Genomic DNA, 26,389 nt, shown 5'->3' with positions numbered 1-26,389 from the left:
GCCTTATGGCATCTGCCGTGTCAGTGAGGCGGCATTATAGAGTTCATCGAAAACATGGCAACCCCTTTTTTGATAAAAATTCAAAAAAGTTGCTTAAGCGTCTACTTTTACGTCAAAACCCTCTTTAACAGGCTAAAGCTCATACAATCAAGAGCATATAACCTAGAGTTTCGCGACTAGATCTTTCGAGAATGCCTCTATATCCAGTTCGATACTCCACTTTTCACTCAGCTCCACTATGTTATCTAGCGAGTGCTGAACCGTTTTTATCGTCAATGTATTGTTATCTAGGTCGTATACCTGTTTTTGCGTAGTGTAATAGAAGTAAAGGATAGTTAATGCTTCTCGATCGCCTTGCTCAGCTTTTGGTTGGATGCGCTTAAGCTTACGATAGATTTGATTGTGCATTTGTTTAAGGTTCCACACATAAAGCGCTTCTTTAAAGTAATCATGCCCTTTCAAACGGCTTACGATAAACGCATTCAATGCGACTGATAAAATTACCCCGAGCACATTCAAGTGAAAATTACCTGTCGCTTCCCCAGTAACGGATCCAGCTGAACCAAAAAGTTCAATCAGAATGCTACCAAATACGATAGCGAACAAGGCGAGTGACCCAACCAATGAAACCAACAGTAGGTTCATCTTCTTTCTATATTCTTCTTTATTAATCTTCTGTAACTTCATCGACTACTTCCTTATGTAAGTCACCTAATAATTTACGCATACTATCTATGTAAACCTTGGTTCTCTTCAACCTTTACCATCTTGTAATGTGGTCACTCTCTATTTAATACGTAGAGTTATTCCGCTCAGTACTATACATAACTCCATTTGACTTCATTAATAGAAAAGAGTTACATACCGCCATAATTTTGGTTATTCATCAATTCATGTTGATAAAGTCGGTTTCGCTTTATCACACACTGACAAGGTACATCCCATGCGTTCATTTGTATTACGCGCTCGCGCAGCCCCTACAGAGAGTAAACTTATCTTAGAAGGTGTTGGGCAAGACGCTCATACTGAGATTCTGGCTCATACTCTGATGAACACGATCTTCGTTGCTCAATCTCACCGTGAGAATGTCACCGTGCACCTTGTGCTAGAGAGTACTAAAGACTTTTCACGTACCATTACATTCGATTCAAATGAAATCACCAACATTGGTGGCTTTCATGAGTCTGCATTGTTATCAGCGGTAGTGCGTGCGGTTGATGCTTCTCAGGGTATGACGAAAGAGCAAACTCGTCAGGTTGAGCCAGGTATCACAGTTCGTACTATGAGCTTTGAAAAGTTGGTGAAAGAACTGGCTGAAGACCACCAGCTGTATATGATGGATAAGAAGGGCGATTTTATCCGTGATGCAGAGATTGCGGAAAACCCATGTTTCCTTCTAACGGACCATATCCCTATGCCGAAGAAAAGCTACAACAGCTTGAAGCGTTTAGGGACAGAGAAAATCAGCTTAGGTCCAAACATGCTGTTTGCTTCTCAGTGTGTTGTGTTAATCAACAATGAGCTTGATTTAAGAGACTTCTGATTCTCTGCCACCACTTATTAAGCTACATCCCTTAAAACCCAGCCTTCCGTTGGGTTTTTTATTGTCTTACCCTCCGCATAACAATCCTTTTTTAACACATTGTGACCTGTAATCATTTCGCTATTTTCAGCTTTATTGCATTAAACCTCGGAGCAATGCCTCTCTCTAACTCATTCAATCTTATAAATTTCTCATATCACTTCTATACTGATTCCAATCTTAATTAATCGTGTTAAAGGCAAAGGATGAGCGTATTAACCGTATTCTTCTGTGGCACAGGCTCAAACTCAGAAGACAACAATCACAAAAACTATGTTTCTGGAGAATTGATTTCGACGCTAGCGAAGAATGCAACGGGTAGAGACATGATTGACTACATTCAAGTGGATGGGGTTGGTAGTGGAAATCAGAACGAGTGGTTGAAGCAAGGTAAGGACGACACCTATTCTGGAGTTAAGGGAACATTGTTGGGCAAAGGCATCGACAGCAATATGCGCCATGTATTGAATATCTTGCGCGGAAGCCAACAAGATAAGAATGACTACATGAAGCGAGCTAAAGGGCTACTCAGTGAATCACGTCCAGAAAAGTCAGCTTGGCCTTTTGCGACTAACCAAAAATATCAAGATTGGTTGAAAGATTCACAAGCTCTAGCTGCAGACTTAAAACAAGGGATTGCCGCTCGCCAACAAAACATTGCAATTGAACGCCAAACTAAACCCATTAGCCAAGTTAACATCGTAGGTTGGAGCCGAGGTGGAGTCAGTTGCTTTGAATTGGCGAACCGAATGCTCAAAGATCCCAAGCTAAGCCATATTCCAGTCAACATTTTTGCGTGTGATCCCGTACCCGGAGGGATGAACGCATTCAAGGATTACAAATTACTGGGCAAAAACGTCAAACAGATCGTATGTGTTTTTGCTGAAGACGAACGCTCATTGGCTTTCAAAGCGAGAATGCCACGCTTGTCCCCTTCCACTAAATATTACACTACCTACATGCCAGGCCGACACGGCACTTTGGTAGGTAATGCAAATACCTCTGGCGGAAGTAAAGGTGCGGGTTTACTTACTGGCCCTGGGCTCGTTACCCGAGACTTCATGGAAAAGGTATTAACTGGTTGGGGAACGCAACTCAAGGCGAACTCGACGTTGAACTTTTCTAGGCAGCGCATCATCGAGTTATACGAGCAAATGCGCAGTAATGAAGCATACTTCAATAAAATGCACGGCATGACTTACACGGCAAAGAACCGACTGTTATGGACAAGCAAAGATAGAATCGGTCAGCAGAGAGAGCGCCGCTATGGTATTCCAATGTATCGCTTTCAGTTCCCCGGAATCACTAACAATTACGGCGATGCCATTAATCGTCATCACTGTGATGTATTAGCCACTAATGCTTTCGCTGCATACGGTACTTCGGCTGCGCTGCCAAACCCAGTCTGATAATCATGCTTTGTTAAACGCCTAAACAAAAAAAGAGCTCAACTATGTGAGCTCTTTTTTATTATCGATGTCTTGTTATCGATGGTGTTGTCTCGCAATCAGACCTGATTAACCAAAGATGAAGCTGTATAGGAAGCCTGCACCCATCGCCATGCTTAGAATAACGAATAGGAATGCTGCAATCATTTGGTTTTTGAAGATTGATTTAAGCAAGATAACTTCTGTCAAACTTGCACCCGCACTACCAATGATCAATGCCATTACCGAACCTAGCGCCATACCTTTCTGAACTAGAGCAGCACTTAATGGGATTACCGCTTCAGCACGAATGTACAGTGGAATACCAATCACAGCCGCTACAGGAATCGCATACCACATACCTTCACCAGCGTATTCAGCAATTAGGTCTGTTGGAATGAAACCGTAGATGAATGAACCAATCGCGATACCCATCATTAGGTAAGGGAAAACTTGTTTGAAATCTTTCCAAGTTGAGAACCAAATTCTCATCCAACGGCTAGGTTCTTTCTTCTCTACGACTTCCACAGTCGCGCTTCCATCCGTTGCGCAGCATGAAACCGTGACTTGTGGCTCTTCTTTTTTCGAATCACAGCAAGATGTCTCTTTCGCCATTACTGGTGCAGGTTCACCGCATGCACTTGTACTACATGAAGATTCTGCCTTCGTAGGTGCTGCTTTCTTAGGAGCAGAACCACCACAACTAGTGCCACAGCTTGAAGAAGAAGCTGTTGATTCATACGCTTCAGGTTTTACGTAACGCTCAAAGCCAAGTTTCTCAAGTGCGTAACCTGCCACTACTGATACCGTCATTGCTACTAAGAAGTAGAACACAGCCACTTGCCAGCCGAACGTAATCACGAACAAACCAATGATCACCGGGTTCAATAGTGGGCTACCGAATAGGAACACCATCATTGGACCAAAACCTGCTCGTGCACGCAGCAATCCTTTAAGAAAAGGAATCGTCGAACATGAACAGAAAGGCGTAATTGCACCCAATAGTGCTGCCACCACATAGCCCTTACCATTACGTGAGCTCAGGATAGATTGAATCTTTTCTGGTGTAAGAAACTCTTGAAGAATCCCAACAATGTAGCTGATCGCTAAGAAAAGGATGATTAGCTCTACTGCTAAGAAAGCGAACATATCAAGTGCGTCTTTTAGCATTGTTAACATTTCATTGCTCATAATTAACTCCAAACTGGATTTGAGGTCAGACTCTATGAGGAAAGTAACCAACCCTTAATTTCGAATATTCTCGAATTATAGAAATATTTCGTCACAGATCAAGCGTTATTTCGATAAAAATCGAATTGAATTTTAAAAGATCGGATTTTCAATAACTTACATAATCACGATTTTTAAATTTGTATTCAGAGTACATTTCGACTAATATCGAAATTAAATCTTGAGGAGTTAATATGAACTTAGAAGTCGTTGCGAAAGCACTTAAAGAGTTGGGTCACCCTATTCGCCTAACTATTTATAAGAGTGTCGTTAAAGCTGGCTACCAAGGCATTGCAGTTGGCGGCCTACAAGAAGAGCTAGGTATTCCTGGTTCTACCTTGTCTCACCACATTTCAAGCCTTGCATCGGCAGGCCTAATCAGCCAAAGACGTGAGGGAAGAACCCTATTCTGCGTAGCAGAGTATGAATGCCTAGAAGGCGTGATTGATTTCTTACAAGATGAGTGTTGCGTGAATGAACAGTGCAACTAAGGCATCTTTGAATAGGGCATCTTTGAATAGGGCATCTTTGAACTTGGAACAAGTTTGGGCTGAGTACCAGCAAGCGTTAAAGTCATTCTTGCATTCCAAGGTCAACAACACCGCTGATGTAGATGACTTACTGCAAGAGATCTTGATTAAGACCTATCAGAACTTAGATAAGGTGCAAGATGCTAGCAGTGTTAAGGCTTGGCTATTCCAACTAGCCAATCACACCATTATCGACTTCTATCGTAAGCATGCTCGACAACAGCGAGATAGCCAAATTGATGCTGAAGATCTGTGGTTCACCGATTTAGACCACAACTCTGAGTTCAAACAGAAGCTTTCATTATGTATTGAACCCTTTATTCAGGCACTGCCAGAACAAAGTTCATCACTACTGCTTGCTGTCGACATCAAAGGCCAAAGCCAGAAAGAGATCGCAGAAGCACAAAACGTCAGTTACTCAACGGTTAAGTCTCGCGTTCAGAAAAGTCGCGGGGATCTTAAAAACTTGTTTGAAGAGTGCTGTAACCTATCTCTTGATCAACAAGGCAATGTGATTGACTGCGAGCTCAAGCCGAACAACAATTGCAGCAACTGCTAATAGCTAATAGCTAATAGCTAACTCGAACCCGTTATTTAAATAGAACAAAGCCAGCAATTGATGCTGGCTTTGTTGTTTTTAGAATCTGCAAATCACTTTGCTTAAGCGGACCTAGTGCTTGAGCGAACCTAGTTACGCGGCTTCCGCTTTGACGACTGGTTGATAGCGCCCCGGCTTATGGTTCATCGCTAGAATCAAGTTGGTGACTATCGCGCCAAGCACAGACAGTAGAACCAGTGACACATCAACAATAAACAGTGAAAGCACAACAATCGTACAGTCTAATGCCATTTGAACCTTGCCCGCGCGAATCCCAAAACGTTCTTGTAAGAACAGTGCCAGAATATTGAAGCCACCTAAGCTCATCTTATGACGGAAGATCACCAGCATGCCGGTACCAATTAGACCACCACCAATTAACGCTGCATACAATGCATGAATTTCGGCAATCTGAATCACGTGATACAAATGATCCACTGCGAACGAAACAATCGAAACCGCGATAAACGTATTGATGGTGAAACGCCAACCCATACGAGCGACCGACAAAATATAGAAAGGTAAGTTAAGTGCGAAGAACACTTGGCCAAAACTTAAGTCTGTCACTTTAGTAATGAAAATCGCCAGACCAGCCGTGCCTCCGGTGAGTAAACCGACTTGATTGAAAAAGATAACGCCGAGTGACACCAGAGCGCTACCTAAGATCAGTGCCAGTAAGTTTTCGCGAAGATTATGATCTTTATCCATGTGAATGACTCTCCCTGAATCTTTTAACATCGCGTTTCAGTAGTTTTGAAACGATTTACGCCCAAATTTACGATGTTTGACAGATAAGTCGAGTGAACGGCCAATGTTGCTTAGTGATTAGTTTGTATATTAGTTTTTACAGTTTTGTGAAATCGTTAATTAAACAGACAGTTATAATCCTGTATTTAGACTTTCATTCTTAATTACATACTTCTATCTATTAACCAACAAGCTTCGAGTTTTCCTACTTATTGGTCACGTTTCGCCCTAATTCTAACGACGCATAAATCTATGCATAAAGCGCATAGACTAAATCACAAATGGTCATTTGATACATACCTCACTCGTCATTATGATGCGCGACTTCTTACAACATTGAGCGCATGTAAACACCTTATGTTTTCACAATCTCTTTTTGCCCAACTGGCCAGAATGACGCTATTTCTCGTCATTAGTTTGGTTATTGTGCATCACAGTCAGCCATTGATTGATCTCTTGGCTCAGCATGCCGTGAGCAGTGGATGTCATCAGCAATCAGCACATGAGTACTCTGGGCACGAGCATCACCATGATATGACTAACCAACACATGTCAGCGCAAGACCACTCACATCATCACCATTAATTTAAGAGTATTAGAATGAGCATTTTCCGTTTTCCTTTATTGGTATGGCTTGGGATCGGCACACTTATTATCAGTCTAGGGATCAGACAATCATTCGGCATTTTCATGATGCCAATTTCAGAGCATTTCGGCACGGGTCGAGAATTTTTCAGCTTCGCTATAGCTCTACAAAACCTGTTGTTCGGCGTGTTCCAACCTTTTGTGGGTATGGCCGCTGACAAATGGGGAGCAAGACGCATCATTATTGCAGGCGCATGTGCTTACGGTTTGGGTTTACTTCTTACCTCAATTTCTACCGAATCAAGCATGCTTTACGTTTCATTAGGCGCATTAGTTGGCCTTGGATTAAGTGCGACAAGCTATGTGATCGTGTTAGGCGCGGTAGCAAAAGTAGTACCTGCAGAGCACGCGGCTAAGGCATTTGGTTTAACCACTGCAGCAGGTTCGTTTGGTATGTTCGCGGTGATTCCGGGCGCGCAATACATGTTGAACGAATTCGACTGGCAGAGTGCGATGCAAGTATTTGCCGTGCTTTGTTGTTTCATGATCTCTTTTGCCCTGTTTATGCGAGCGCCGAAGTCAGCAACCAATAAACAAGTAGAAGACAACCAGACACTAAAAGAAGCGCTGTCTGAAGCGTTTGCGAACAGAAGTTATTGGTTAATTCACGCAGGCTTCTTCGTGTGTGGTTTCCATGTGATGTTCATTGCGACGCACTTACCGAGTTACTTAGCCGACAAAAACCTACCCGCGAGCAGCGCAGCAATGGCATTGGCTTATGTGGGTATCTTCAACATCTTCGGATCTTACTTCTGGGGTGTAATGGGCGATAAGTTCAGTAAGCGTCATGTAATGTCGGCTCTGTACTTAGTGCGTACTGTTGTTATCGGGGCGTTTGTCACTCTACCTGTGACTGAGTCAACCGCGGCTATCTTCGGCGGGGCAATTGGATTCTGTTGGTTAGGTACAGTACCGCTAACGTCTGGCTTAGTTCGTCAGATCTTTGGTGCTCGTTACCTGTCAACGTTGTACGGTTTGGTGTTTTTTACTCACCAAGTAGGCAGCTTCTTAGGCGCTTGGGTTGGTGGTCGTATTTACGATTACTATGGATCTTACGAGCCAATCTGGTGGTCAACGGTGGTACTGGCATTTGCGGCAGCACTTATCCACTTGCCTATCAATGACAAGCCGATTGCGCGACTGAAATTGGCAATGGCTTAACGTTTAACGCTGACTCCCCCATTAGCGTAAACAACAAGTCGTTCCAACTAAAGCGAGTGAGTATTGAAAGGAAGTATCCTGATATGCTCACTCACTTTTTTGTTGGTCGTTATAATCGAAATGATAATTAGGGGCTGTTGACCTTTCGAGCTGGCTTTTGCAGCACTTTGTGGGAAGTTTATACTAGGCAGAGGGTTTGACGTGTAGCTAGCCTACATGAAAAGCCGATAACGCAGTAGAAATGAACCACAAATGCTGCCCGAAGGGTTCGGCTAAAATCGTTTTATGCATTGTTGAAGAATATTTGCTTAGAATGACTAGGCCACATACTCTTCGCCGCGCATAAAACGATTTTATCTCGAACAAAATTCAACCACGAAAGATCAATAGCCCCTAGCGAAACTTGCATAAACCTCACTGAATAATAAAACTATTCCTGTCATTTTAATTTATAGTATTCGTTCGCTCCTTTAAAACTAATCCGCAGGCTTATGGAATACCTAGATCAGACCGCCCTTATCGCTATGGCACTCATTTTTGTCGGCTCATTTGTGCAAACAGCTATCGGCTTTGGTTTGGCTATTGTGGCTGCCCCACTGTTGTTCTTGGTCTCGCCAGAGTATGTACCCGCGCCTATCTGTCTCGTTGGCCTGTTCATTTCTATATTCAATGCGTTTAAACACCGAGCAAACATTTCTATCGGCGGATTAAAAATTGCACTGCTTGGCCGTATTCCAGGTTCGATTGCAGGTGGTGCTTTGTTAGTGATGGTTTCCACGAGCGTGCTGTCTCTGTGGTTAGGCTTGTTGGTGGTATTTGCGGTGATTGTCAGCTTGCTGCCGTTTAGGTTAGAGCCAACACCGACCAAGATGGGCATTGCTGGATTCTTCTCAGGATTCTTTGGCACCAGTTCAGGTATTGGTGGTCCACCGATGGCACTGCTGCTGCAACACCAAGATGCCAATCAACTTCGTGGTAACCTTTCTGCATTTTTCGTGTTTAGTTCTATCATTTCATTACTGGTACAGATCCCAATTGGCTTCTTCACGATGCACCATTTGATTATTACCATACCTTTGCTGCCTGCAGCTTGGTTGGGGTACAAAGTGGCGTTAATGACCACGCAAAGCATCCCTAAAGAGAAGATACGAATCGGTTCTTTGTTGTTATGTTCTATCAGTGGCTTTACTGCTATCTGGCAGGGCTTAGCTGGCTAATTAATAACGAAAACGCTAACAAGAAAATAAGCGCAGAGCCAACACCAAACTATTGAAAAGGACGTTCTATGACATACGACGAGTTCAATGCATTTTGTGAGTCACAACCTGCCACCAGCTATGTGATGCAATGGAATGACTCTCACGTTTGGAAAGTGGGGGGAAAGGTGTTTGCGATTGGTGGTTGGGGGCCGAACGACGAGCCTGCGTTTATCTTCAAGGCATCCGATCAAAATTTCGACTTTCTGAAAGAGGAGCCCGGTTATAAACCTGCTCCCTACTTTGCTTCACGTGGTATGAAGTGGATTCAGCTATTTGAGAGCACACCAGAAAGGGATGAGGATCTAAGATACTACCTCACTGAATCACACCGAATTGTCTCTTTAGGACTAACCAAAAAGAAACAAGCAGAACTCGGTCTCAACCAATAAAGAGGCAGTCTGCTTGTAATAGGTTATCCAATACTGTGTTAGCGCTTTAAAAATCAGGCAGCCCCTAGGAATTTAAGCGGATCTTAAAAGCTTAGGTCGCTCTCAAGAACTTAGGCAGTAAAGGCTCTATTTTTTGCGTTGGAACCACTGGCACCAATAAATAAATTAAACCCGCAAAGGCGATAGACGCCGCCAAATCTTCAGGACGATGCATGCCAAGCCAAACACGACTATAGGCAACGCCACCAGCCCAAACCAGTAAGCCACCCACTAAGTAAAAACGCTTCGCTTCAAGGAACAAGCCGCCAAAAAACGCCAGACACACGCCAACGAAAATCATGTGCCCAGATGGGAAAGAATAGTCCGTCTCACCCAACCAATGACGCGTTCGCCAATCACTGACCTTATCTTGCACAGATGCAATCGCTGCATTTTTTTCTACCAGTGGCAGTTCATAAAACACTTCTGGCATTTCAACGACTTCTTGCGTCACCAAATACTCAGAATAAGGACGAGGGCTTTCTGTTGAATGCTTTAAGAAGGTTTTCGCTGCAAAGCTAAGCACCAACAACAGACCAAGCTGCAGACAAAGGCTGACCAGCTTAGCTTTGGAAAACTTCATAGTGAGCAAGACTAAAGATAAAACCGCTAGCGTTACCAAGAATCCTTGATTACCCGCCGAGTAAGTCACGAACGTCATGACAGCACCGTAAAAAGGCAGAACCACACTTCCAAGGTCGAAGTCAGATCCAAGAATCAAGAATGGTACTAAGGAATAGAGGCTTAACACTAACAGCATTAAACCTTTGGATTTGTTAGAAAAGAGCGATGTCATAACAGAGGCTTATTTAACCAAAATTCGTATGCTAGACTAGTTTCTATTTAGAATATCAGGTTAATGTCAGAAGTATTAGCAGAGTGACAATTAACGTACTTTTTGTCGCCCGTTGTAACCCTCATCAGGCAAGTAAGTTTACTTTAACCTTCATCTAACGTGAGTCCTTGTTCTAACACGGTTTAACCACACAAACTTACCCCTCTCTATTTATTACCTCTACTTATTGAACTCCCAAAACAAGCAAGCCTGATGAAATAATTGTGCAGCCTCAAACAGTTCGGCAACGCCAAATAAGAAACTATTGGGACAATTCCAGCGACTGAAAGCAAGGTGACAAGTCCATGCTCAGCAGTAATATGATCAATCACGAAAGATGGAATGAAATACACCAGAGGCAATAGAATGAGAAAAGTATAAAATGCCACCCAATGACGGTTGGGTGGCGAATGCTTAAATTCACCACTCATTGTAATTAACCCTTTGCAAAGTAACTGTTCATGACATACCCATACTTAGTCGTATGGTCAGCCAATACGCGCCCAAGTGCTTCACCATAATCACTGCGCCAATCGTTCATCAACTCTGCCAATACCGAAGCCCAAGTTGTGACTTTAACTCCCGCTTGAGTCAGGCGCTGCACAGTGACTTCTTGAACCGTCTTGTTCCATGTGCCAGAAGCATCAATTACCGCGTAGACATCGTAGCCCTCTTCTACTGCAGAAAGTGCCGGAAAGAGTAAACATACATCCGTAACAATACCTGCCATGATGATTTTTTTGCGCCCTGTTTTTTCTATCGCTTGTTTGAATGCCAAGCTATCCCACGCATTAATTTGACCTTCTCGCTCTATGACCTCGCCACCAAGAATATCAACGATTTCCGGCATCACAGGGCCATTAGGACCTTCCGGTAAACTTGCCGTGATAACGGAAGGCAAACCAATCGCCTGAGCCGTGCGGGTTAAACCTAATATATTATTTTTTATGACTGTAGGGTGTTCATCCCCCAAACCAACCATCAATCCTGTTTGGTGATCAATCATCGCCAAAACAGCGTTATCTGGTGTTAGAAATTCGGAAAATTTAGTTGAAGTTGTCATAGTGTATCCCTCACATTTGATTTCATTGTATGTTGATATTTTGCTTTGCTACTCATCACTTTTTAGTTAAAGACAACGAGTTATTTCTAATTAATCGGTAAAAACGAGAATCAGTTGGCTTTGCTCGTTCGCAAAAAATTCAAGCTTATTTGTTCTAATCAGTGTTCCAGCACTTAACTCATGCCCATTGATCGTGGCACTTCCCGAACTTAAGTACGCTAACACCTCACCTTCATGCTGGGTTTGTTGCCCTTTAGTTGCGCTCAACACATCGATCATTGTCCTACTTGAAAACGGGCCAGATTCAGAAGCGGCTCCGCCATAAATACGAGTCCGTTCTCCTTCAACAGGCTCATAAACTTGATAACCTGCCACTTGACCCGCGACCTCAGGCAGAACCCAAAGCTGAATCATTTGGTTGGGTGTTTCATCTGGGTTTATCTCATTGTGTGCAAACCCCTCACCTCCTGCTCGCTGTACCTGAACACTCCCAGCTTCTAGGCTTTGTCCGTGCTCTAGTGAGCCTGCATGACTTATTCGGCCTTTAACCATCACACTGATTACATCTATTTCTCGGTGCGGATGCATACCCGTCTCACCGTAAGGCAGAAAGTTAGCGTCAGCCAAGTACACGAAGTTGCCTATCCCCTCGGAGGTAAGCGCATTTTTTCTACCACCAAATACACGTGAATCAGTCACAACTTGCTTTTCTTTTAGCCCTGCAAATCCACCCTGTGGTAGTTGTTCAAGAGTTAAAATATCCATAGCTCAATCCTTTATGTTGTCGATTTAAATCTTCAGATTCAGAGACCTTAATTTTTCTAAGCACTCTTACTGAAGCGATGAGTTGAGAATAGTTCGTCTCGATAATTTGATATATAAGCAAGTTGATATAACATTGTTCTATATTTGATAACAATTAAGTGGGTGTTAGATGAGTGATTTAAATGACATGTTGGTGTTTGCCACCGTTGTTGAGCAAGGTAGTTTCACCGCTGCGGCTGAAAGTATTGGTTTACCCAAATCAAATATCAGTCGTAAGATCAGTCGCTTAGAGGACAAGCTTGGTGTACGCCTACTCGAGCGTTCAACTCGAACGCAGCACTTAACGGAAGTCGGAAAACAGTACTACTCGTTTTGCCAAAGAATCAAAGAAGAGGTGTCAGCCGCGGAGCAAGCCGTAGAAACCTTGCTCGATAAACCACAAGGAAAACTGAGAATATGTACCTCAGTCGCGATTGGGCAAGGGTTGCTCGCTAAAGAAATGGCTGAATTCAATCGAAAATACCCTGATGTCCGTATCGAGTTAGCATTAACCAATAGGCGGGTAGACATCATCGAAGAAGGCTACGACTTGGTTCTTCGAGTTGGAGAACTAAGTGATTCCGCACTTATTGCTCGCAAAATTTGTCAACTACCACTTCGCCTCTATGCATCTCCTAAATACATGCTCAATAACCCCTTGAATAGCCCAAATGAGCTTGTCGGTCACCGATGTCTTTGGATGAACAAGAAAGAACAAAAGGCACAGTGGACTTTGAAATCCCAGGAGACGATTGAACGCATCAGTTTTGAGCCAGCCTTTACCTGTGATGATTTTTCAGTGCTACAACAGCTCACAAAGGATGGACTCGGAGTCTCTGAGTTACCGGAATACATGGCAAAAAGTGACGTCGAAAATGGACGTCTAGTCAACGTGCTACCTAATTGGCGATTTGAAAGTGTCGATATGTTTGCCATGTACCCTAGCCATCGTGGTGCCACACCGAAAGTAAGAGCCTTCCTTCAATTTCTTACCAATACCTTTCACTGTGAGTAACTCTAACAAGCTCACATATTGACCATAAACCAAACGATAGCTTGAAAGTTTGCAGCAAGCCCTTTAAATATCAGTGTGAAAGCATTACCATCTGGTCTGCTTTCAAAGCAAAACAGATTATTAATTTTTATTCTCAGGGCGGGGCGAAATTCCCCACCGGCGGTATGTCCTTAGCAAAATCTAAAGATAAGCCCGCGAGCGCTCGATTCGTCGAGGTCAGCAGATCTGGTGAGATGCCAGAGCCGACGGTCATAGTCCGGATGAGAGAGAATGAAAACACACTCGTTTAAGTTGGAAATGCGTACCTATTTATTGGGTTCATGCCTCCAACTTAGGCGGGTGCATTTCGTTTTGGATAAAACCATAATGAGCTAAGGCCAACTTGTAATGAGTCGGCTTTGTTGTGCTCGGTTGAGATCCCTCATACAGCCCTGATTCTGGTGATATTTTAGGAGTTTAACCATGAATCAGTCTTCACTACTTGCCGAATTTGGCGAACCAATCACTCGCGTTGAAAACGCACTGCAAGCCCTACGCGAAGGTCGTGGCGTACTTTTACTCGATGATGAAGATCGCGAGAACGAAGGCGACATCATCTACTCAGTAGAACACCTAACTAATGCTCAAATGGCGCTTATGATCCGCGAATGCAGCGGTATTGTGTGTCTGTGTCTCACAGACGAGCAAGCGAACCAACTTGAACTTCCACCTATGGTTGTTGATAACAACAGCGCAAACCAAACTGCGTTTACCGTAACCATCGAAGCAAAAGTGGGCGTTACAACAGGTGTTTCTGCCGCTGACCGTGTAACAACGATCAAGACAGCTGCAAACCCAACAGCTAAGCCTACTGACCTAGCTCGCCCTGGCCACGTATTCCCACTGCGTGCCCGTAAAGGTGGCGTACTTGCTCGCCGCGGTCACACAGAAGGCACTGTGGATCTGATGCAAATGGCAGGTCTTCAATCGGCAGGTGTACTGTGTGAAGTAACCAACCCAGACGGCACAATGGCAAAAGCACCAGAGATCGTGGCTTTCGGTAAATTGCACAACATGCCAGTACTGACCATCGAAGATATGGTGATGTACCGCAACGAGTTCGACCTTAAGCTTGCATAACGTTTAATCCTCAATGCTAAACACTTAGCATTGAAGGTAACTAAACTTAGAAATGAATATTGGAAGGCCTCACTCTTACTGCTTTTTCTAGCTAAAAGTATAAAGGGTGAGGCCTTTTTAATTTCCGTATTTTGAGACGAGCCAGCGATGGATCACCGAAATATGTCGAGTTATCGAAACCTACTCAGCCCAATCACTTAGAAAAGCGTAACCTCTCAAAAAATACTGCAAACATGAGAAATACTCACTCAAATAGTGAAGTTATGCACCAATGTTGATCATTCACAATCACCAACAAAACATAAGACACTGAAACATAAGATTTATTTATTCTGGCACAGTGCCTGCACTACCACTAAGTAGGTATTCAGATGTTAGGAGTAGAATATGTTTGTAGTTATTTCAATGGGTTTATCCCTATTAGTACTTGCGGCCCTGTTTCATTTATCAAGGAAGAGACAAACAGCGCTCTCACACAGGTTCGAAACCTTAGTTTTACTTAGAGAGTTATTGTCATTATCACGCAAACATCGTGCGGCAACGCATTATGCCCTGGCGTATAAGTTGTCTAGCGACTCGATTCGCAAAGTGAACGAGATTTACGACAACATACTTGAGGTATCTGAATTGCTTCAATCTCATGTTTCGTTTGATAGCCGTCCTATGTACCGCATTTATCACCTAAAGCTCATCGCTATGCACAGTGACTGGCAAAATCGGAGCTTGGCACGTAACCAATCGATTCATGGCAAAACGATTCGCCACAGCATGTTTTTAATGGATGAGGTGGTGATCATCTGGTTGATTCAGTCTGAAAGAGAAGACATGAGCCGTGAGTACCACATGAACTGGCAACAGATCTTGGATTGCATGGAAATCCTGACCAAGTTACGAATGTCTATCCCTGGAATAGAGAAGGCGGATATGGAGAAGCCTGAGGAGTATGCGAGATTCAAATTCTACGCATCTCAGACACACCGTAAACTCAACCAATTATCGATTATCTGCCCCATTAGCAGTGGGTCACCGGTATGCACACGAGCGATGCATGCACTTACCGAGATCGCATCAAGCACCGAAGCGACCCAACCAGTAGATAGCATGTATGAATTAACCAGTGATATCTCCAACGTCGTGTCGCAAGTCTACGACCAAGTATTATCCGACATTACTAGAAGCTTGTATCAGCCTTTACCAGACACTAACGAAAAGGTGATAAATACCCGATTATCCGTACATCATCACATGTAAAGACTTCGTGAGAGGAGAGCGTGCTGGAACTCTGAATTATTGAGTTCGAGTCTAACCATCCAAGACTTTCTGGATTGAAATCTGAAAGCTCATACTTTCAATAACTTATATAGCACCCTGACTTTCCAGATAATTTCCAGAAAAACTGGATATCTCATATTAAAAGGCACGGATTCAGGGTGTTTTCCAGAAAACAATGCCGATTGTTCATAGCAGATGCCCCTTAAGCTAAACCACTCATCTCTACACTTACATTCAAAAAACCAACCTTTCTAGCAACCCTAATAGCAGCGTCAGTTGTCTTGAATCCACGTAAATTCTCTGAACGTTGAAGTGTTAAGTAGTATAGATCAGATTTCTTCTTGCCTACGAACATTAAGTTCCAGTTGCCTCCAAACACCTCAAGCACCACAACAGCTTTAGTCAACTCTTAAAATATATATTAAAAACAACGATACGAGTTTTAACTCTGCCGAGAAATGCTTCACCCAGAACATAGAAACAACCCAACTTCATGGTGAAAAATATTAGATTATCATGGACTAAGAGCACTAGCATGCAACGATTTTGACAGTGTAATTCAAACCTTCAAGAAGTGCGTATCCCTGTTCAGTCACTGGATGAACAGAAGTTTAATTTGTACAACGGACTATACAACTTAGCAAAAGCAACTAAGGTAGAATCCTAATGAGACAAAGCCCTAAACACGGTTATGTTTAGCAAGCCATTACGCTTTAGTGGTGCTGCATCTAACCCCTAGCTTGTAAATAGGAATTAGTGGAAATCGAAGGTAAAAAGGGGTAAGTGACTTCACTTAACCCTTTGTTTTATTTGATACTTGGTGGTTATAGCTTTACCAATCTACGAATACTTTCAACAACAAGTGCACTTAATAAAGCTAGTTCGATTCTGTTTGTATAACAGAATACTGTGATATCAACAGAGATATTGGCTAGGAAGTGACAGGATTCGTATGCTCGCCTAAGCGAAATAACTTGATAAAAAACCTCTTTAAAAGCGGCAAAACGGATGTAGCTACAATCTAAAATTTTGTTTTCTCGATTAAAATCTTGCTTCTCAATTGCCGCTGCTGGTTTTAACAAAAAATACTGTTTGTAATACTTGAAATACAAGACTTCAATAAGATCTACCCTGAAAAAATTAGTGAAAATACCACTAGGTATGAAACCATTAAGCTTTAGCTCTTTCCCGTACTCACACTTATCTCCACGGGAGGATGTTACAGTCGATACGTTGATTATATTTTCTAATAGCTCCGCACCAAATAAGATCTCTAGTGCAGTTAGCTTGAACCATTTTAATCGACTTATAGATAGCCTATTGTCTTCATTTCTAATAAACACGGCTTTAAGTAAGCTTGAAGGTGGAAGTTTAGATTTATCTATGACTTTATAGTTCATATTGATGCTTTACTGAGGGGGGTGTTGTGGCTTGATTGATCTCAAAAAGAAATGGCTTAAACTTAGTATTAACCACTGCTCCGCCGTTTTCTTTGCCAAATGAACTGATAGTGTAGCTGTTGAGAGTAATCACTTTCATTTTGGTGTCGTTAGAGTTTGAAATCAATTTAAAGTCATCTAACGTAACTCTAAATCTTCGGGTAGACCAATCACCATAATCTGTAATTGGACTCGTTGTAGGTATTTCCTTGAGATAGACTCCATCGACATTAAACTCAACCCCCTCAATATTGACTATCGAATCCCTCCCAACAGTTAGAAACACAACAGAAGGCGATTTACTACTCCAGTCAAACCCCATAACATGCCACCCTTCACTTAGGCTGCTAGCTGCACTAACAGGAGCCTGCGAAATAATAGTGCTACCGTCAAATTGATCTTGTTCTACTTTTACTGAGGGGGTCAGGGCATCATTCATCGATGAACATCCAATTAAACCTATTATTAAGAAGGTGCATAGTAAATACTTCATGAAAATCCTTTTTATAAACAACATGATAGGTGGTAGTTAATCTTAATTAACTAAATGATATCGTTCAATAAACAATCTTACGTTTCTAATCTACTTCACAATGTTGAATCCTCCACACTTTTTGCATCGCAAAGATGAACCATTCCCCTTATTGCCACTGATCGAGTAGTTGACGTCTGTCCTAGAAGTGAAGCCTCTGTATTAAAGTTTACGCACGACAGGTTAGAGCATCGATTAACATCGATTCCCTCAATTGTTAATGGAATTCTTGGTTGAGAAGGTCGTTGGACAGATTTTTATCTCATAAAAGCCCCTAATAACTGGCTGGATAACCAGTATGTTAGGGCTTTTCTATTAGCAACTAATCCGCACCCTACTTAGGTTTACTAAATGGCAATACATTATTTGAGTGCTCGTATGCATCAACGATAAACTTAGGATCATCACAGCACTGAAACAAATTATACGTTAGCTCAGTTTGAGCAGCCAATAATGCTGCCTTTTCAAGCTTTAACTCGGCATTTGACTTAGTAAGTCTCGCATTCTTAGTTGCCGTGGTTAATGCCGACTTGGTTGGCAACTTTACCTCTTTACGCTTAGGGGCAACACGCGCTTTTGCCTCCTTAATTCTCTTAATTAAGTCTGGGTAGTGGTATGCAGACCCATCTCCCATCCCTGCTTCAATTTCTACATTCTTGATGTTCAATCTTGCATTTGAAGGGAGAACTTCCACATTGCCACTCAATAATCTCTCTAATGCAGACTCCAGTAGCTCCAAACCAGATTTCTTAACTTGCATAATCACCCCTTATACTCTTCAAATTCAACTCCAAAGGCTCGCATGACATGTTCCGCAGCTTTAATCTGACTCATGAAGTGAGAGTAAGAAACGGGCGAAATTGACCCACAATCACTTGCGAACTCAAGATGCGAAGTACAACGCTCGTGTAGTTTTATCCATTTATCCTTCAGCTCTTCTGGTATCAGTGTATGGTCACACTCCGATGCACAGAACGCCGCATTTACACTGCCATCTTGGTCGCAACGGTAGCCATTAGTGCAATATGTAAGTCCTGAGTAATTTAACTGGATATCCCCACGTTCTATCAAGGCTTTAATGGATGAACGTGTACTGTAGATCTCTGGAACTTTGCCACTTTCTTTAAGCTTAGATATTTTCGCTGAGAAGCCACCCATAAGCACCTTATCAGTGTTATAAGCATCAAAAAGTACATCTGCTGACATGTCGTTCTGAATCTCATTTACCAAGGTGTTAAGCTTAGTATCAACACGTAGCTCTTCATTCCTAGTTATCCGAGCGTAATTCGCATACCATTCAGTCATTTGCAGTGAGATATGCTTAAACTGCCGCTTTATAGCGGGTAGTGTTGCCAAATCGAAACGTAAAGCTAGTACAGCAAATGAGCGTCTCCATTGATGTGGGGTTAGATTCCACTCCATTCCAACATGCGCATCATTTTGTCGATCTCTATTAAGAGTGCAGAACTCTTTGTAGTCAGCTTCGCTAAGGCAAACGCCTTTCACCAAATTTTCCACATGCCTTTCTTTTATACTGTATGCGGTTTTAACACTCAGTTTACGAATACTCGAAAAAGTAACATACAGAGAGCGAGTGTTCAGGTTCATTATTGCCTTAATCTTACCGATAAACTTAATAATCCCATCACACATCTCAGAGCACACCCATTCATCGACAATATCTTCTGAATCTGACAGCTTAGAGGTCTCCGCTGTCAAGGTATGATAAACATCTTCACCTTCCGTGTAAGTTTGGAACGAACCATCATGAAGCCGAGCTAATTCATGGATTCTCATGCCAGTAAATGCCAGCAGCAATTGGTATGATGCGTTCAAAACCCTGTTGAGCCAGCCACAGACGTTAATGGGATTATAGTCACCGTCAATGTAAGGTGACAAAGCGCTATTACGTAGACAGCTTTCCGTAATGACCTGTCCACGAGGCTTCATGTAGTAGCTTACACCAGCCGTGACATTAGCTTCTCCTTTCACTCGTATTGCTTCTTCTCGACGCGACTTAGCCTTATCAAAGTTAGATCCATACTGCTGTGCTAGCATCTCAATCTCATCTAATGAATCTTTACCAGCCTTGTAAAGCTCCAACGCATTACCCAGAATAGTTGTAGCGATACCTAACGGAATGGCGAGCGTCTGTTTCTTTTCAAGACGTCCTGATGAGCAATATTTCTCAGTTAGAGCTGTCATATTGAATTTTGGCAACTCACAAAGCCCCTCTCTGTGAGCAGAAAACGCCATCACATTAAAGGTTGAAAGCAATTCAGAGAGAGATGAATATGCATACTTACCATTAACGCGCTCTAAGTATTTCATTAACGCCGAGCGAGTGAACATATCTTTTGGTTCTATATCAGGTGGCATACAACCAATAATCACCCTGACCCTTATAACAGCATTAAGGAAAGACACCTCCTTAACCATGCGTTTCTCTGCATCATCTGATCTGTACGTCCTTATAATTAAATGCCTGATCAGAAATGGTATGTTCGCCACTAAAGTCCTCGTAACCCTTACTTCGTCTAGAACCTTCTGGTGACTTATCCATTTATCATCTTTTAGTCTGCTCAAGCCATCCCCATTCAAATCAAAAGTGGTGAACAACTCAAGATCTAAGCTAGATTGAAAATCAGCGCTTACGCTGGCAACATCAACTGCTCGATTACTGGTCATGATTAATCCTCGTCCCAGTATGGGTGCAACCCATCATCAATTAATTTCTCTCTGGCTAACGTAAGATTTTCCTCGGAAAATCTTCCTATGATAATATCTATCTTTTCAATCACTTCGCTAAAGTTGTTTGCGAAATGCTCCCTATCAATGCTAAATATCTTTCCCTCAAGCAATTTTTCCTTGAATGACAAGAAGTTCCAAATATCATCGATAGAATCCACAATTGCAGCACTAGGGCAGTCAAAACAAGCTAATAAATCAGAACAAACCAACACTCCAAAATTGCTTCTTTCAGCCTTCTTACTGAATGAGCTAACTGTTGTAGGCTTTGTGCAGACAGTTCCCATTGGAGTGTTTGATTGAACGTCTAGAATTGGTATCAATGAAGCCTTATACAGTCTATCTTTGACCTCTGATGCTGTTACATCTTCTTCGTTCGATAAGGCAACGGATTGAATCGCAGCAGCAACACCACCTAATGAAACTTTATGTTCCACAGGAGAGCCTTCAGAATAGTTTTTCATTACAACAGCAGGACTACTCCCTGAACGTTTGATCGCTGCAACAGTCCCACCCTTGCTGTGCTCAAGTGATATCTCAGTTTCGCGGATTCTCTGTGTTGTTAGTGTTTTTAAGCCGTCAATTTCACCAATTATAAAGTCAACTATACATGGGTTCTTAGCGTAAAAAGCGGATTGATTGTCCTTGGTGACTCTAAAGAGAAGATTGTCTGTAGGGATATCAAATAATTCGTGAACCTCTAATAGATTCTGAATAACTCGGTATCCCGTTTTTTTTATTTTCAACTCTTCTGGGCTTGAGCTGTTCAGACTAGGCAAATCCATAGATAAGTTCTTGTATATGCCACGATTCTTTTGGGCTTTGAGATGAACCCACTCACCATGCTCATTATCGAACTCTACGTCACTGGTGCGAATATTGGTTAAAGTTGTGTCAGTCCATGCTGAGTAACGCGCTATAAGGTAATACGCAGTCGTATTTAATAGATTTATAGCAGCTCTTCTTGAAGAGAACCTAAGGGTTGAGTTACCCCCTACGTATTCATATGCCGACGTACTTGGTGATTTAATATACTGACAAGCTCTTCCGTGCAGTCTAAATAGAAGTCTCACTAGCTTCTTATACCTTACGTCATCATACCCATTCACAGGGACACTAGAGACGCTTGGGAGCTTATTTACTGCTACTGATATGGCGTGTGGCAGACTAACCTCAGCAACTTCGAAAGTTTTCAACAACCTTCTAGCTTTAGGCTTTGACTTAGAACTACCCTCAGCCTTCGCATCCACAGCTTTGTGAAGATTAGAAATGTAGTTAGCTAAATTGCCAGCATCGAAAAAATGACTGCTACATGTCTTTGCATAGTTCCTGATTGTACTAATGTACGCCAATAAGGTGTCACCAGATAACTCATCATATAAAGCTTTGATAGCCGTGAATAAAAGTCCAGCATCTTTCAGATGAGAGACATCATTACTCATATCAATTGTCTTGAAGCCAGCAGAACGAGTATTAATTCCTATGTAATGAGTTCCATCAACAGCCCACATTACGCCTTCCTTGACGTATTGCGGCTTCTTATTGTTAAACATTGACTCAATTGGCGTTTGCGAAGCGTCATATTTAATACCCAAACGTTCAAACATCGACTTAACTGTACCAGTCACCTTATGATGCTTATCATGTAATATATACGCACTGACGGCTTCACCAGTCATTGGGTTTTGGTAATCGTTGTTTTCGCACCAAACAAAGTATTTCTTCAGATTAAAGAAAGCAGTTTTCTTGCCAGCATTATGTCTAGCATCTACATGAGAGAATATTTCGGTCATGTATTGAGATCTGTGGCTACACACAGCAGATTGGTCGAACTCATTGGGTACACCGAAGCAGACCAGCCTTCTAGTGTCAATTTCCGTTATTGGTCGCCCCTTATAGGGCGTGAAAGTAATTTTAAATTGGTTCTGGATCATGTTTAGTCTTTCAAAATCTCTTGTGTGTACAACTCTAATTCCATTGCAGACTCCCTTTTCACTTCTTGACTTTCAATGATGCTCATATACCTAAAAGTATCCTTGTCCAACTTATGACCAAGTATGCTTTTCACCTCGTTGAATACCTCTGAAAACTTCATGCCTCTATCAAGTAATCGAGTCCCGTATTCAGTGGCAAAAGTCGCCCTTAAGTCGTGGTACTTGTGATTAAAGTCAACACCATGCTCTTGAAGAAGCTGTTGCCTAAGCTCGCTCATCCTCTTTGTAAGTTCATCTGAACGGAAAGGTGTTCCTCGGTTATTCAAAAACAACCTTGGATTATCCACTGCAAACTTTTTACCTAAGGCAAGTCGCTTATCTGAGGTTGCGTAGTCGCATAGGCGCTCATAAAGAGCGAACGGTATATAAACTATACGTCTAACGCCGTTTTTAGTCTTAGTACCTTCGTTGCCACCCACTGAAACCACGACAGTCTCCCGAGCGCTAAGATTTGCATTAGCGAAATCACCAGTGAAAAATGAGTAAGGAAGCGTCAGCGCTTCATTCTCACGCAACCCCATCAACAGTGAAACCTGAGATGCTAACACCATATGAGGCTTTCCAAGGATTGTCAGCCCAAGCTTGAATTGCTCGCGACCAAGCGCATTTATTGGCTTCAGATCCCTGCCGCCATTTTTCTTGAAGGAGTCAGAGATACCACGTAACTTTTGTGGCAACTTCATATCACTCGTCGCAGCATAAAACCTTTTCTTACCTGAGGCTGTGTGCTTTTCAACTCTTCGAGTATCTGTGACGAATGGTTGGTTGATATCGCTTATATCCAACACTCTTTCGTGAAAAGCCCATAAGTAAAATCTCTTCACAGCCCCTAACCATTGGTTTCCTGTATCAAAGGAATAATCGCCATTTTTCACCTTATCCATAACATGCCTCTTGAATGCATATGTCGGACGCTGAAGTTTTGACCGAGGAAATACGTTCCAACAACAACCGTTATCCTTCAAGAATTGAAAGTATGCTTTCAGTCCCTTGGTTGTTGTCAGATTGTTCTCATGCATGAACGCTGGATCGGCAATCAGATCAATAAGAAATAGATTTACTGGAGTTATGGCGAGCCCCGTCTCTGAATCGTAAAGTATGTTGGATTTGATGGTTCGACAGCTAGTATCAAAATTAACAGAAGAAGTTATGTTGTTTGATTCATCTCGGCTTAGAACTGGAGTACCATCGACTCGTAGTTCAACCTCTAAATATTTTATACTCACTGCATGTCCCTAAAACAATTGAAGAATAATAATACCATCACTCCAGATTACAGGAAAACTAAGAGGTTAGGAGGGTTAGAAGGATATAAGAAGTTAGGAGAGTTACAAATCCGATATCACCTTTGATATCGGATTTTTGTATTTATGTGTTTATGCCTTGTGTACTTAGGCTATATAGCCTCAAACATCCCAGACTTAATATCGCTAGACCAAGCTTCTGCTGCAAAATCAATAAACTGACGAACAATAGGAAGCTGATAACTGCGAGACAAATACACAGCCCAAAGTACGCTGCTTGGTGAAACAAAGTCATCCAATATTCGTTTCAATTTGCCACTCGTAATCAATGGATTGGCTAAGTCACATGGTAAACGAACGATTCCTTTTCCATGCTGTGCAGCGCGAGTTAATACCCCAACATCGTTGGCCTTGATAGTGCCAGACACCTCAACAGAATAATGCTGGTTATCCTTAACAAAATCCCACTTAGAGACACTCAAATGGCGAAAGCAATTGTGCTGTCTGAGATCTTCGACCGTTTCAGGCTCACCATGTTTGTCCAAGTAGGCTTGCGAGGCACACACCACTGAATCAATTTCCATTAGCTTTCGTGCAATCAAGCTATCGTCAGGCTGATCGGTATAACGAAGCGCAATATCGATCCTTTCATCCACCAGCTGGGTAAAACGATCTGAAGCAAACAGTTCGACCGTAATATTGGGATGCAGCTCAGTAAACTGCTCGACCACATCCAACAGCATATTTTGAGTTAAGCCAATAGGTGCCGCAATTCGAATGGTTCCGGAAAGATCATCGGTTTGATTTAGCGCGGTGACCTCTAGCTCTGCGGTTTCATGGAGTATTTTCTCGCAACGCTGCAGCGCGATTTCCCCTGCCGCCGTCAAACTCACCTTTCGAGTGGTCCTGTGCAATAGCCTCTGCTTTAGCCACCCTTCTATCTCTTGAACATGACGTGAAACCTGTAATCGGCTCATGTCCAAATGCTCAGCTGCCTGAGTGAAACTGGCACAATTTGCGACTTCGACAAAGCTACGCATTGCCGTCAACCTATCCATCACACTCTCCTTGAACTGTTTAGCTGCTAACCTAACCTTATTAGTTCACTATATAGATACAATCTACATCATTTTGCGATATTTATCGCAACCTAGTGAGCTATTAGACTGCAATGGCTGTCGAGAAAACGACTCAATAAATTAGATAATTGGAGAGACATTATGAAAATTGCAGTATTAGGCGCATCAGGTTGGATTGGTAGTCACATCGCTCAAGAAGCTCAATCTCGTGGTCACGACGTGGTTGCTGTCGTAAGGGATACAAGCCGTGTAGAAACCAATGATGTTGAAGTTCGTTCATTTGATTTACAAGATGAAGCAGCAAACTTAGCGGCCGCGCTAACAGGCGTTGATGCTGTTATTGCTTCGATTGGCGGACGTGCTATGGGTAATCATGACATCGTAAAAAACACCGCGACTAAATTGCTAGCCGCATTACCAAGTATCGGTATCGAGCGCTTGTTGTGGGTTGGGGGTGCAGGCTCATTAGAAGTAGCACCCAATGTACCGTTAGTTACGGTTCCTGACTTCCCAGAAGATTACAAAAATGAAGCGCTAGCACAAGGCGAAGCTCTTGAAGTGTTCAAGCAATCTAACAGCGAAGTTAACTGGACGTTTGTTAGCCCAGCGGCAGAAATCTTCCCGGGCGAGAAACTATCGACCTATCGTACTGGCGGTGACCAATTGCTCACCGACGAAGATGGCAACAGCAAAATTTCAGTCAGCGATTACGCTATTGCGATGATTGATGAACTCGAAGCTGGTAAATTCCCGCGCCAACGTATCGGTGTCGCTTACTAATGCTCTGATGTGTAATAAGTAAGCTCGATAAGAATTAGAAAATTAAAAGCCGCTGACTTTTGGTAAGCGGCTTTCTGTTTTGTTCATCGAGATAATCATCATATCAGTGGCAAGTGACCCGTTTTCACAAGGATAACTGTCTCTTCTTCCACAAACGGGAAATGCTCACTCATGTGAGGACTACGCATCCATGTGTGTTTCGGGTACACGCCATGTTCATCTTTAAAAGTGCCCGATAACACAAAAATCTCTTCACCACCAAAGTGACGGTGCGGCTGAAAACGCTCGCCAACAGGCCACTTCACTAATGCGACATGTTCATGCTCAAACTCATGCAGTGGCATCACTTGTAACCCACCAATGCCAGGTAGCCACTCCGTTTCCCGCGTATTAATTCGAACTTGAGTTAAGTCTCTCGCATCAAACTGGTTTAGCTTAACCAAGATCGTGCAACCATCTTTACTCGATGGAGAGTGCGCACTACCAGGAGGATTACGAATATAAGTACCTGCTGGGAAATCACCAGTTTCATCAGAGAACACACCGTCTAATACGAAAATCTCTTCTCCCTGCGGATGTGGATGTTCAGAGAATGAAGATTGAGGAGCGTATTTCACCACGCTAGTTGTGTGGCCCGATTCTTTCTCTTCTCTTTCTAGTGGCTTACGCCATACCCCTTTGGCAGGGCTCGCAACCCAATCTAGCTTCTCGGTTTCAATAACCAGTCTCTTTGAAAAGTCCATGTTGAACATAATGACGACCTTACTTTAGTATTGTTTTAATTATTATTGTCTTTCTAGTGTCTATTCTAAGCGAATACAGAGCGAGGGGGAGGCTTCGCTGCCAATTGCTAACTAC

26 protein-coding genes and 1 riboswitch are annotated in these 26,389 nt (G+C 42.6%); of the genes, 12 read left to right on the top strand and 14 right to left on the bottom strand.

What is annotated here, in order from left to right; genetic code table 11:
* Nucleotides 1–162: 162 nt before the first annotated feature.
* A complete protein-coding gene (locus IHV80_RS18715) occupies nucleotides 163–687 on the bottom strand; it encodes a DUF3087 family protein (RefSeq protein ID WP_192891828.1) in 525 nt (174 codons plus the stop codon).
* Nucleotides 688–943: 256 nt separating this feature from the next.
* On the opposite strand from IHV80_RS18715, the gene trmY reads away from it, so the two are divergent.
* The gene (trmY, locus tag IHV80_RS18710) at nucleotides 944–1,543 is read left to right on the top strand and encodes a tRNA (pseudouridine(54)-N(1))-methyltransferase TrmY (protein WP_017083166.1); all 600 of its coding nucleotides are present in this window, start codon (nucleotides 944–946) and stop codon (nucleotides 1,541–1,543) included.
* 245 nt (nucleotides 1,544–1,788) lie between these two features.
* A complete protein-coding gene (locus IHV80_RS18705; protein ID WP_192891827.1) occupies nucleotides 1,789–2,991 on the top strand; it encodes a hypothetical protein in 1,203 nt (400 codons plus the stop codon).
* Between the two features lie 108 nt (nucleotides 2,992–3,099).
* Here IHV80_RS18705 and IHV80_RS18700 read toward each other — a convergent pair whose 3' ends face one another.
* A complete protein-coding gene (locus tag IHV80_RS18700; RefSeq protein ID WP_192891826.1) occupies nucleotides 3,100–4,200 on the bottom strand; it encodes a permease in 1,101 nt (366 codons plus the stop codon).
* 233 nt (nucleotides 4,201–4,433) lie between these two features.
* On the opposite strand from IHV80_RS18700, the gene IHV80_RS18695 reads away from it, so the two are divergent.
* Nucleotides 4,434–4,730, top strand: a complete 297-nt coding sequence (locus IHV80_RS18695) for an ArsR/SmtB family transcription factor (protein ID WP_004733042.1) — start codon at nucleotides 4,434–4,436, stop codon at nucleotides 4,728–4,730.
* Complete coding sequence (sigZ, locus tag IHV80_RS18690; RefSeq protein ID WP_192891825.1) at nucleotides 4,714–5,328, top strand: RNA polymerase sigma factor SigZ; 615 nt, start codon at nucleotides 4,714–4,716, stop codon at nucleotides 5,326–5,328. Before IHV80_RS18695 ends, sigZ begins: the two co-directional genes overlap by 17 nt.
* A 132-nt stretch (nucleotides 5,329–5,460) precedes the next feature.
* On the opposite strand, the gene IHV80_RS18685 is transcribed toward sigZ, so the two are convergent.
* Entirely contained in the window at nucleotides 5,461–6,075 is a 615-nt protein-coding gene (locus IHV80_RS18685) for a YitT family protein (RefSeq protein ID WP_004733038.1), read from the bottom strand.
* Nucleotides 6,076–6,471: 396 nt separating this feature from the next.
* Between IHV80_RS18685 and IHV80_RS18680 the strand changes: the two genes are divergently transcribed.
* The 4 genes from IHV80_RS18680 (at nucleotide 6,472) to IHV80_RS18665 (ending at nucleotide 9,568) form a co-directional block, all read left to right on the top strand.
* Entirely contained in the window at nucleotides 6,472–6,699 is a 228-nt protein-coding gene (locus tag IHV80_RS18680) for a hypothetical protein (protein ID WP_192891824.1), read from the top strand.
* Between the two features lie 15 nt (nucleotides 6,700–6,714).
* A complete protein-coding gene (locus IHV80_RS18675) occupies nucleotides 6,715–7,920 on the top strand; it encodes an MFS transporter (RefSeq protein WP_192891823.1) in 1,206 nt (401 codons plus the stop codon).
* Between the two features lie 491 nt (nucleotides 7,921–8,411).
* Nucleotides 8,412–9,137 carry a sulfite exporter TauE/SafE family protein gene (locus tag IHV80_RS18670; RefSeq protein WP_192891822.1) on the top strand — a complete coding sequence of 242 codons (726 nt, stop codon included), beginning with the start codon at nucleotides 8,412–8,414 and terminating at the stop codon, nucleotides 9,135–9,137.
* Between the two features lie 68 nt (nucleotides 9,138–9,205).
* Nucleotides 9,206–9,568 carry an MmcQ/YjbR family DNA-binding protein gene (locus IHV80_RS18665; protein WP_192891821.1) on the top strand — a complete coding sequence of 121 codons (363 nt, stop codon included), beginning with the start codon at nucleotides 9,206–9,208 and terminating at the stop codon, nucleotides 9,566–9,568.
* 91 nt (nucleotides 9,569–9,659) lie between these two features.
* Here IHV80_RS18665 and IHV80_RS18660 read toward each other — a convergent pair whose 3' ends face one another.
* The 3 genes from IHV80_RS18660 to IHV80_RS18650 form a co-directional block, all read right to left on the bottom strand.
* A complete protein-coding gene (locus tag IHV80_RS18660; protein ID WP_192891820.1) occupies nucleotides 9,660–10,403 on the bottom strand; it encodes a phosphatase PAP2 family protein in 744 nt (247 codons plus the stop codon).
* A gap of 475 nt (nucleotides 10,404–10,878) precedes the next feature.
* Entirely contained in the window at nucleotides 10,879–11,505 is a 627-nt protein-coding gene (locus tag IHV80_RS18655; RefSeq protein ID WP_192891819.1) for an isochorismatase family protein, read from the bottom strand.
* Nucleotides 11,506–11,595: 90 nt separating this feature from the next.
* The gene (locus IHV80_RS18650) at nucleotides 11,596–12,270 is read right to left on the bottom strand and encodes a pirin family protein (RefSeq protein WP_192891818.1); all 675 of its coding nucleotides are present in this window, start codon (nucleotides 12,268–12,270) and stop codon (nucleotides 11,596–11,598) included.
* A gap of 169 nt (nucleotides 12,271–12,439) precedes the next feature.
* Between IHV80_RS18650 and IHV80_RS18645 the strand changes: the two genes are divergently transcribed.
* From IHV80_RS18645 to IHV80_RS18635, 3 genes are all read left to right on the top strand, one after another.
* Nucleotides 12,440–13,324: a LysR family transcriptional regulator gene (locus IHV80_RS18645; RefSeq protein ID WP_192891817.1), complete on the top strand. Its 885-nt coding sequence runs from the start codon at nucleotides 12,440–12,442 to the stop codon at nucleotides 13,322–13,324.
* 125 nt (nucleotides 13,325–13,449) lie between these two features.
* Nucleotides 13,450–13,600, top strand: a riboswitch (FMN riboswitch).
* Nucleotides 13,601–13,786: 186 nt separating this feature from the next.
* A complete protein-coding gene (gene ribB, locus IHV80_RS18640; RefSeq protein WP_008216559.1) occupies nucleotides 13,787–14,443 on the top strand; it encodes a 3,4-dihydroxy-2-butanone-4-phosphate synthase in 657 nt (218 codons plus the stop codon).
* 387 nt (nucleotides 14,444–14,830) lie between these two features.
* Nucleotides 14,831–15,694 carry a hypothetical protein gene (locus IHV80_RS18635; RefSeq protein WP_192891816.1) on the top strand — a complete coding sequence of 288 codons (864 nt, stop codon included), beginning with the start codon at nucleotides 14,831–14,833 and terminating at the stop codon, nucleotides 15,692–15,694.
* 845 nt (nucleotides 15,695–16,539) lie between these two features.
* Here the strand turns inward: IHV80_RS18635 and IHV80_RS18630 are convergent.
* The 7 genes from IHV80_RS18630 to IHV80_RS18600 form a co-directional block, all read right to left on the bottom strand.
* Nucleotides 16,540–17,115 carry a hypothetical protein gene (locus tag IHV80_RS18630; RefSeq protein ID WP_192891815.1) on the bottom strand — a complete coding sequence of 192 codons (576 nt, stop codon included), beginning with the start codon at nucleotides 17,113–17,115 and terminating at the stop codon, nucleotides 16,540–16,542.
* Nucleotides 17,105–17,647: a hypothetical protein gene (locus IHV80_RS18625; protein ID WP_192891814.1), complete on the bottom strand. Its 543-nt coding sequence runs from the start codon at nucleotides 17,645–17,647 to the stop codon at nucleotides 17,105–17,107. The genes IHV80_RS18630 and IHV80_RS18625 overlap by 11 nt, the downstream gene beginning before the upstream one ends.
* A gap of 373 nt (nucleotides 17,648–18,020) precedes the next feature.
* Nucleotides 18,021–18,446, bottom strand: a complete 426-nt coding sequence (locus tag IHV80_RS18620; RefSeq protein ID WP_192891813.1) for a hypothetical protein — start codon at nucleotides 18,444–18,446, stop codon at nucleotides 18,021–18,023.
* A gap of 2 nt (nucleotides 18,447–18,448) precedes the next feature.
* Nucleotides 18,449–20,374: a hypothetical protein gene (locus tag IHV80_RS18615; RefSeq protein WP_192891812.1), complete on the bottom strand. Its 1,926-nt coding sequence runs from the start codon at nucleotides 20,372–20,374 to the stop codon at nucleotides 18,449–18,451.
* Nucleotides 20,375–20,376: 2 nt separating this feature from the next.
* Nucleotides 20,377–22,368 carry a hypothetical protein gene (locus IHV80_RS18610; protein ID WP_192891811.1) on the bottom strand — a complete coding sequence of 664 codons (1,992 nt, stop codon included), beginning with the start codon at nucleotides 22,366–22,368 and terminating at the stop codon, nucleotides 20,377–20,379.
* Between the two features lie 2 nt (nucleotides 22,369–22,370).
* On the bottom strand, nucleotides 22,371–23,312 hold the full coding sequence (locus IHV80_RS18605; RefSeq protein WP_192891810.1) for a site-specific integrase: 942 nt from the start codon (nucleotides 23,310–23,312) through the stop codon (nucleotides 22,371–22,373).
* A gap of 512 nt (nucleotides 23,313–23,824) precedes the next feature.
* Entirely contained in the window at nucleotides 23,825–24,730 is a 906-nt protein-coding gene (locus tag IHV80_RS18600; protein ID WP_192891809.1) for a LysR family transcriptional regulator, read from the bottom strand.
* 162 nt (nucleotides 24,731–24,892) lie between these two features.
* Between IHV80_RS18600 and IHV80_RS18595 the strand changes: the two genes are divergently transcribed.
* Nucleotides 24,893–25,531, top strand: coding sequence for an NAD(P)-dependent oxidoreductase (locus IHV80_RS18595; protein WP_192891808.1), 639 nt, complete (start codon nucleotides 24,893–24,895; stop codon nucleotides 25,529–25,531).
* A gap of 98 nt (nucleotides 25,532–25,629) precedes the next feature.
* On the opposite strand, the gene IHV80_RS18590 is transcribed toward IHV80_RS18595, so the two are convergent.
* Nucleotides 25,630–26,283 (bottom strand): cupin domain-containing protein, encoded by a 654-nt coding sequence (locus IHV80_RS18590; RefSeq protein ID WP_192891807.1) that lies wholly within the window; start codon nucleotides 26,281–26,283, stop codon nucleotides 25,630–25,632.
* Nucleotides 26,284–26,389: the final 106 nt, after the last annotated feature.

Origin of the sequence: Vibrio bathopelagicus (assembly GCF_014879975.1) — a bacterium.
Taxonomy (GTDB): Bacteria; Pseudomonadota; Gammaproteobacteria; order Enterobacterales; family Vibrionaceae; genus Vibrio; species Vibrio bathopelagicus.
Note: the sequence above shows the minus strand (reverse complement) of the source record. Positions and strands in the feature narration are given on the sequence as shown.

Excerpts from the sequence above, each read along its gene's own strand:
- IHV80_RS18605 (WP_192891810.1), bottom strand. The coding sequence starts at position 23,312 with ATGGATAAGGTGAAAAATGGCGATTATTCCTTTGATACAGGAAACCAA.
- IHV80_RS18680 (WP_192891824.1), top strand. The coding sequence starts at position 6,472 with ATGTTTTCACAATCTCTTTTTGCCCAACTGGCCAGAATGACGCTATTT.
- IHV80_RS18590 (WP_192891807.1), bottom strand. The coding sequence starts at position 26,283 with ATGTTCAACATGGACTTTTCAAAGAGACTGGTTATTGAAACCGAGAAG.
- IHV80_RS18635 (WP_192891816.1), top strand. The coding sequence starts at position 14,831 with ATGTTTGTAGTTATTTCAATGGGTTTATCCCTATTAGTACTTGCGGCC.
- IHV80_RS18700 (WP_192891826.1), bottom strand. The coding sequence starts at position 4,200 with ATGAGCAATGAAATGTTAACAATGCTAAAAGACGCACTTGATATGTTC.
- IHV80_RS18630 (WP_192891815.1), bottom strand. The coding sequence starts at position 17,115 with ATGAACTATAAAGTCATAGATAAATCTAAACTTCCACCTTCAAGCTTA.
- IHV80_RS18675 (WP_192891823.1), top strand. The coding sequence starts at position 6,715 with ATGAGCATTTTCCGTTTTCCTTTATTGGTATGGCTTGGGATCGGCACA.
- IHV80_RS18715 (WP_192891828.1), bottom strand. The coding sequence starts at position 687 with ATGAAGTTACAGAAGATTAATAAAGAAGAATATAGAAAGAAGATGAAC.
- IHV80_RS18645 (WP_192891817.1), top strand. The coding sequence starts at position 12,440 with ATGAGTGATTTAAATGACATGTTGGTGTTTGCCACCGTTGTTGAGCAA.
- IHV80_RS18705 (WP_192891827.1), top strand. The coding sequence starts at position 1,789 with ATGAGCGTATTAACCGTATTCTTCTGTGGCACAGGCTCAAACTCAGAA.
- IHV80_RS18660 (WP_192891820.1), bottom strand. The coding sequence starts at position 10,403 with ATGACATCGCTCTTTTCTAACAAATCCAAAGGTTTAATGCTGTTAGTG.
- trmY (WP_017083166.1), top strand. The coding sequence starts at position 944 with ATGCGTTCATTTGTATTACGCGCTCGCGCAGCCCCTACAGAGAGTAAA.
- IHV80_RS18595 (WP_192891808.1), top strand. The coding sequence starts at position 24,893 with ATGAAAATTGCAGTATTAGGCGCATCAGGTTGGATTGGTAGTCACATC.
- IHV80_RS18610 (WP_192891811.1), bottom strand. The coding sequence starts at position 22,368 with ATGATCCAGAACCAATTTAAAATTACTTTCACGCCCTATAAGGGGCGA.
- IHV80_RS18615 (WP_192891812.1), bottom strand. The coding sequence starts at position 20,374 with ATGACCAGTAATCGAGCAGTTGATGTTGCCAGCGTAAGCGCTGATTTT.
- IHV80_RS18655 (WP_192891819.1), bottom strand. The coding sequence starts at position 11,505 with ATGACAACTTCAACTAAATTTTCCGAATTTCTAACACCAGATAACGCT.
- IHV80_RS18620 (WP_192891813.1), bottom strand. The coding sequence starts at position 18,446 with ATGCAAGTTAAGAAATCTGGTTTGGAGCTACTGGAGTCTGCATTAGAG.
- IHV80_RS18650 (WP_192891818.1), bottom strand. The coding sequence starts at position 12,270 with ATGGATATTTTAACTCTTGAACAACTACCACAGGGTGGATTTGCAGGG.
- IHV80_RS18685 (WP_004733038.1), bottom strand. The coding sequence starts at position 6,075 with ATGGATAAAGATCATAATCTTCGCGAAAACTTACTGGCACTGATCTTA.
- ribB (WP_008216559.1), top strand. The coding sequence starts at position 13,787 with ATGAATCAGTCTTCACTACTTGCCGAATTTGGCGAACCAATCACTCGC.
- IHV80_RS18625 (WP_192891814.1), bottom strand. The coding sequence starts at position 17,647 with ATGAAGTATTTACTATGCACCTTCTTAATAATAGGTTTAATTGGATGT.
- sigZ (WP_192891825.1), top strand. The coding sequence starts at position 4,714 with ATGAACAGTGCAACTAAGGCATCTTTGAATAGGGCATCTTTGAATAGG.
- IHV80_RS18695 (WP_004733042.1), top strand. The coding sequence starts at position 4,434 with ATGAACTTAGAAGTCGTTGCGAAAGCACTTAAAGAGTTGGGTCACCCT.
- IHV80_RS18600 (WP_192891809.1), bottom strand. The coding sequence starts at position 24,730 with ATGGATAGGTTGACGGCAATGCGTAGCTTTGTCGAAGTCGCAAATTGT.
- IHV80_RS18670 (WP_192891822.1), top strand. The coding sequence starts at position 8,412 with ATGGAATACCTAGATCAGACCGCCCTTATCGCTATGGCACTCATTTTT.
- IHV80_RS18665 (WP_192891821.1), top strand. The coding sequence starts at position 9,206 with ATGACATACGACGAGTTCAATGCATTTTGTGAGTCACAACCTGCCACC.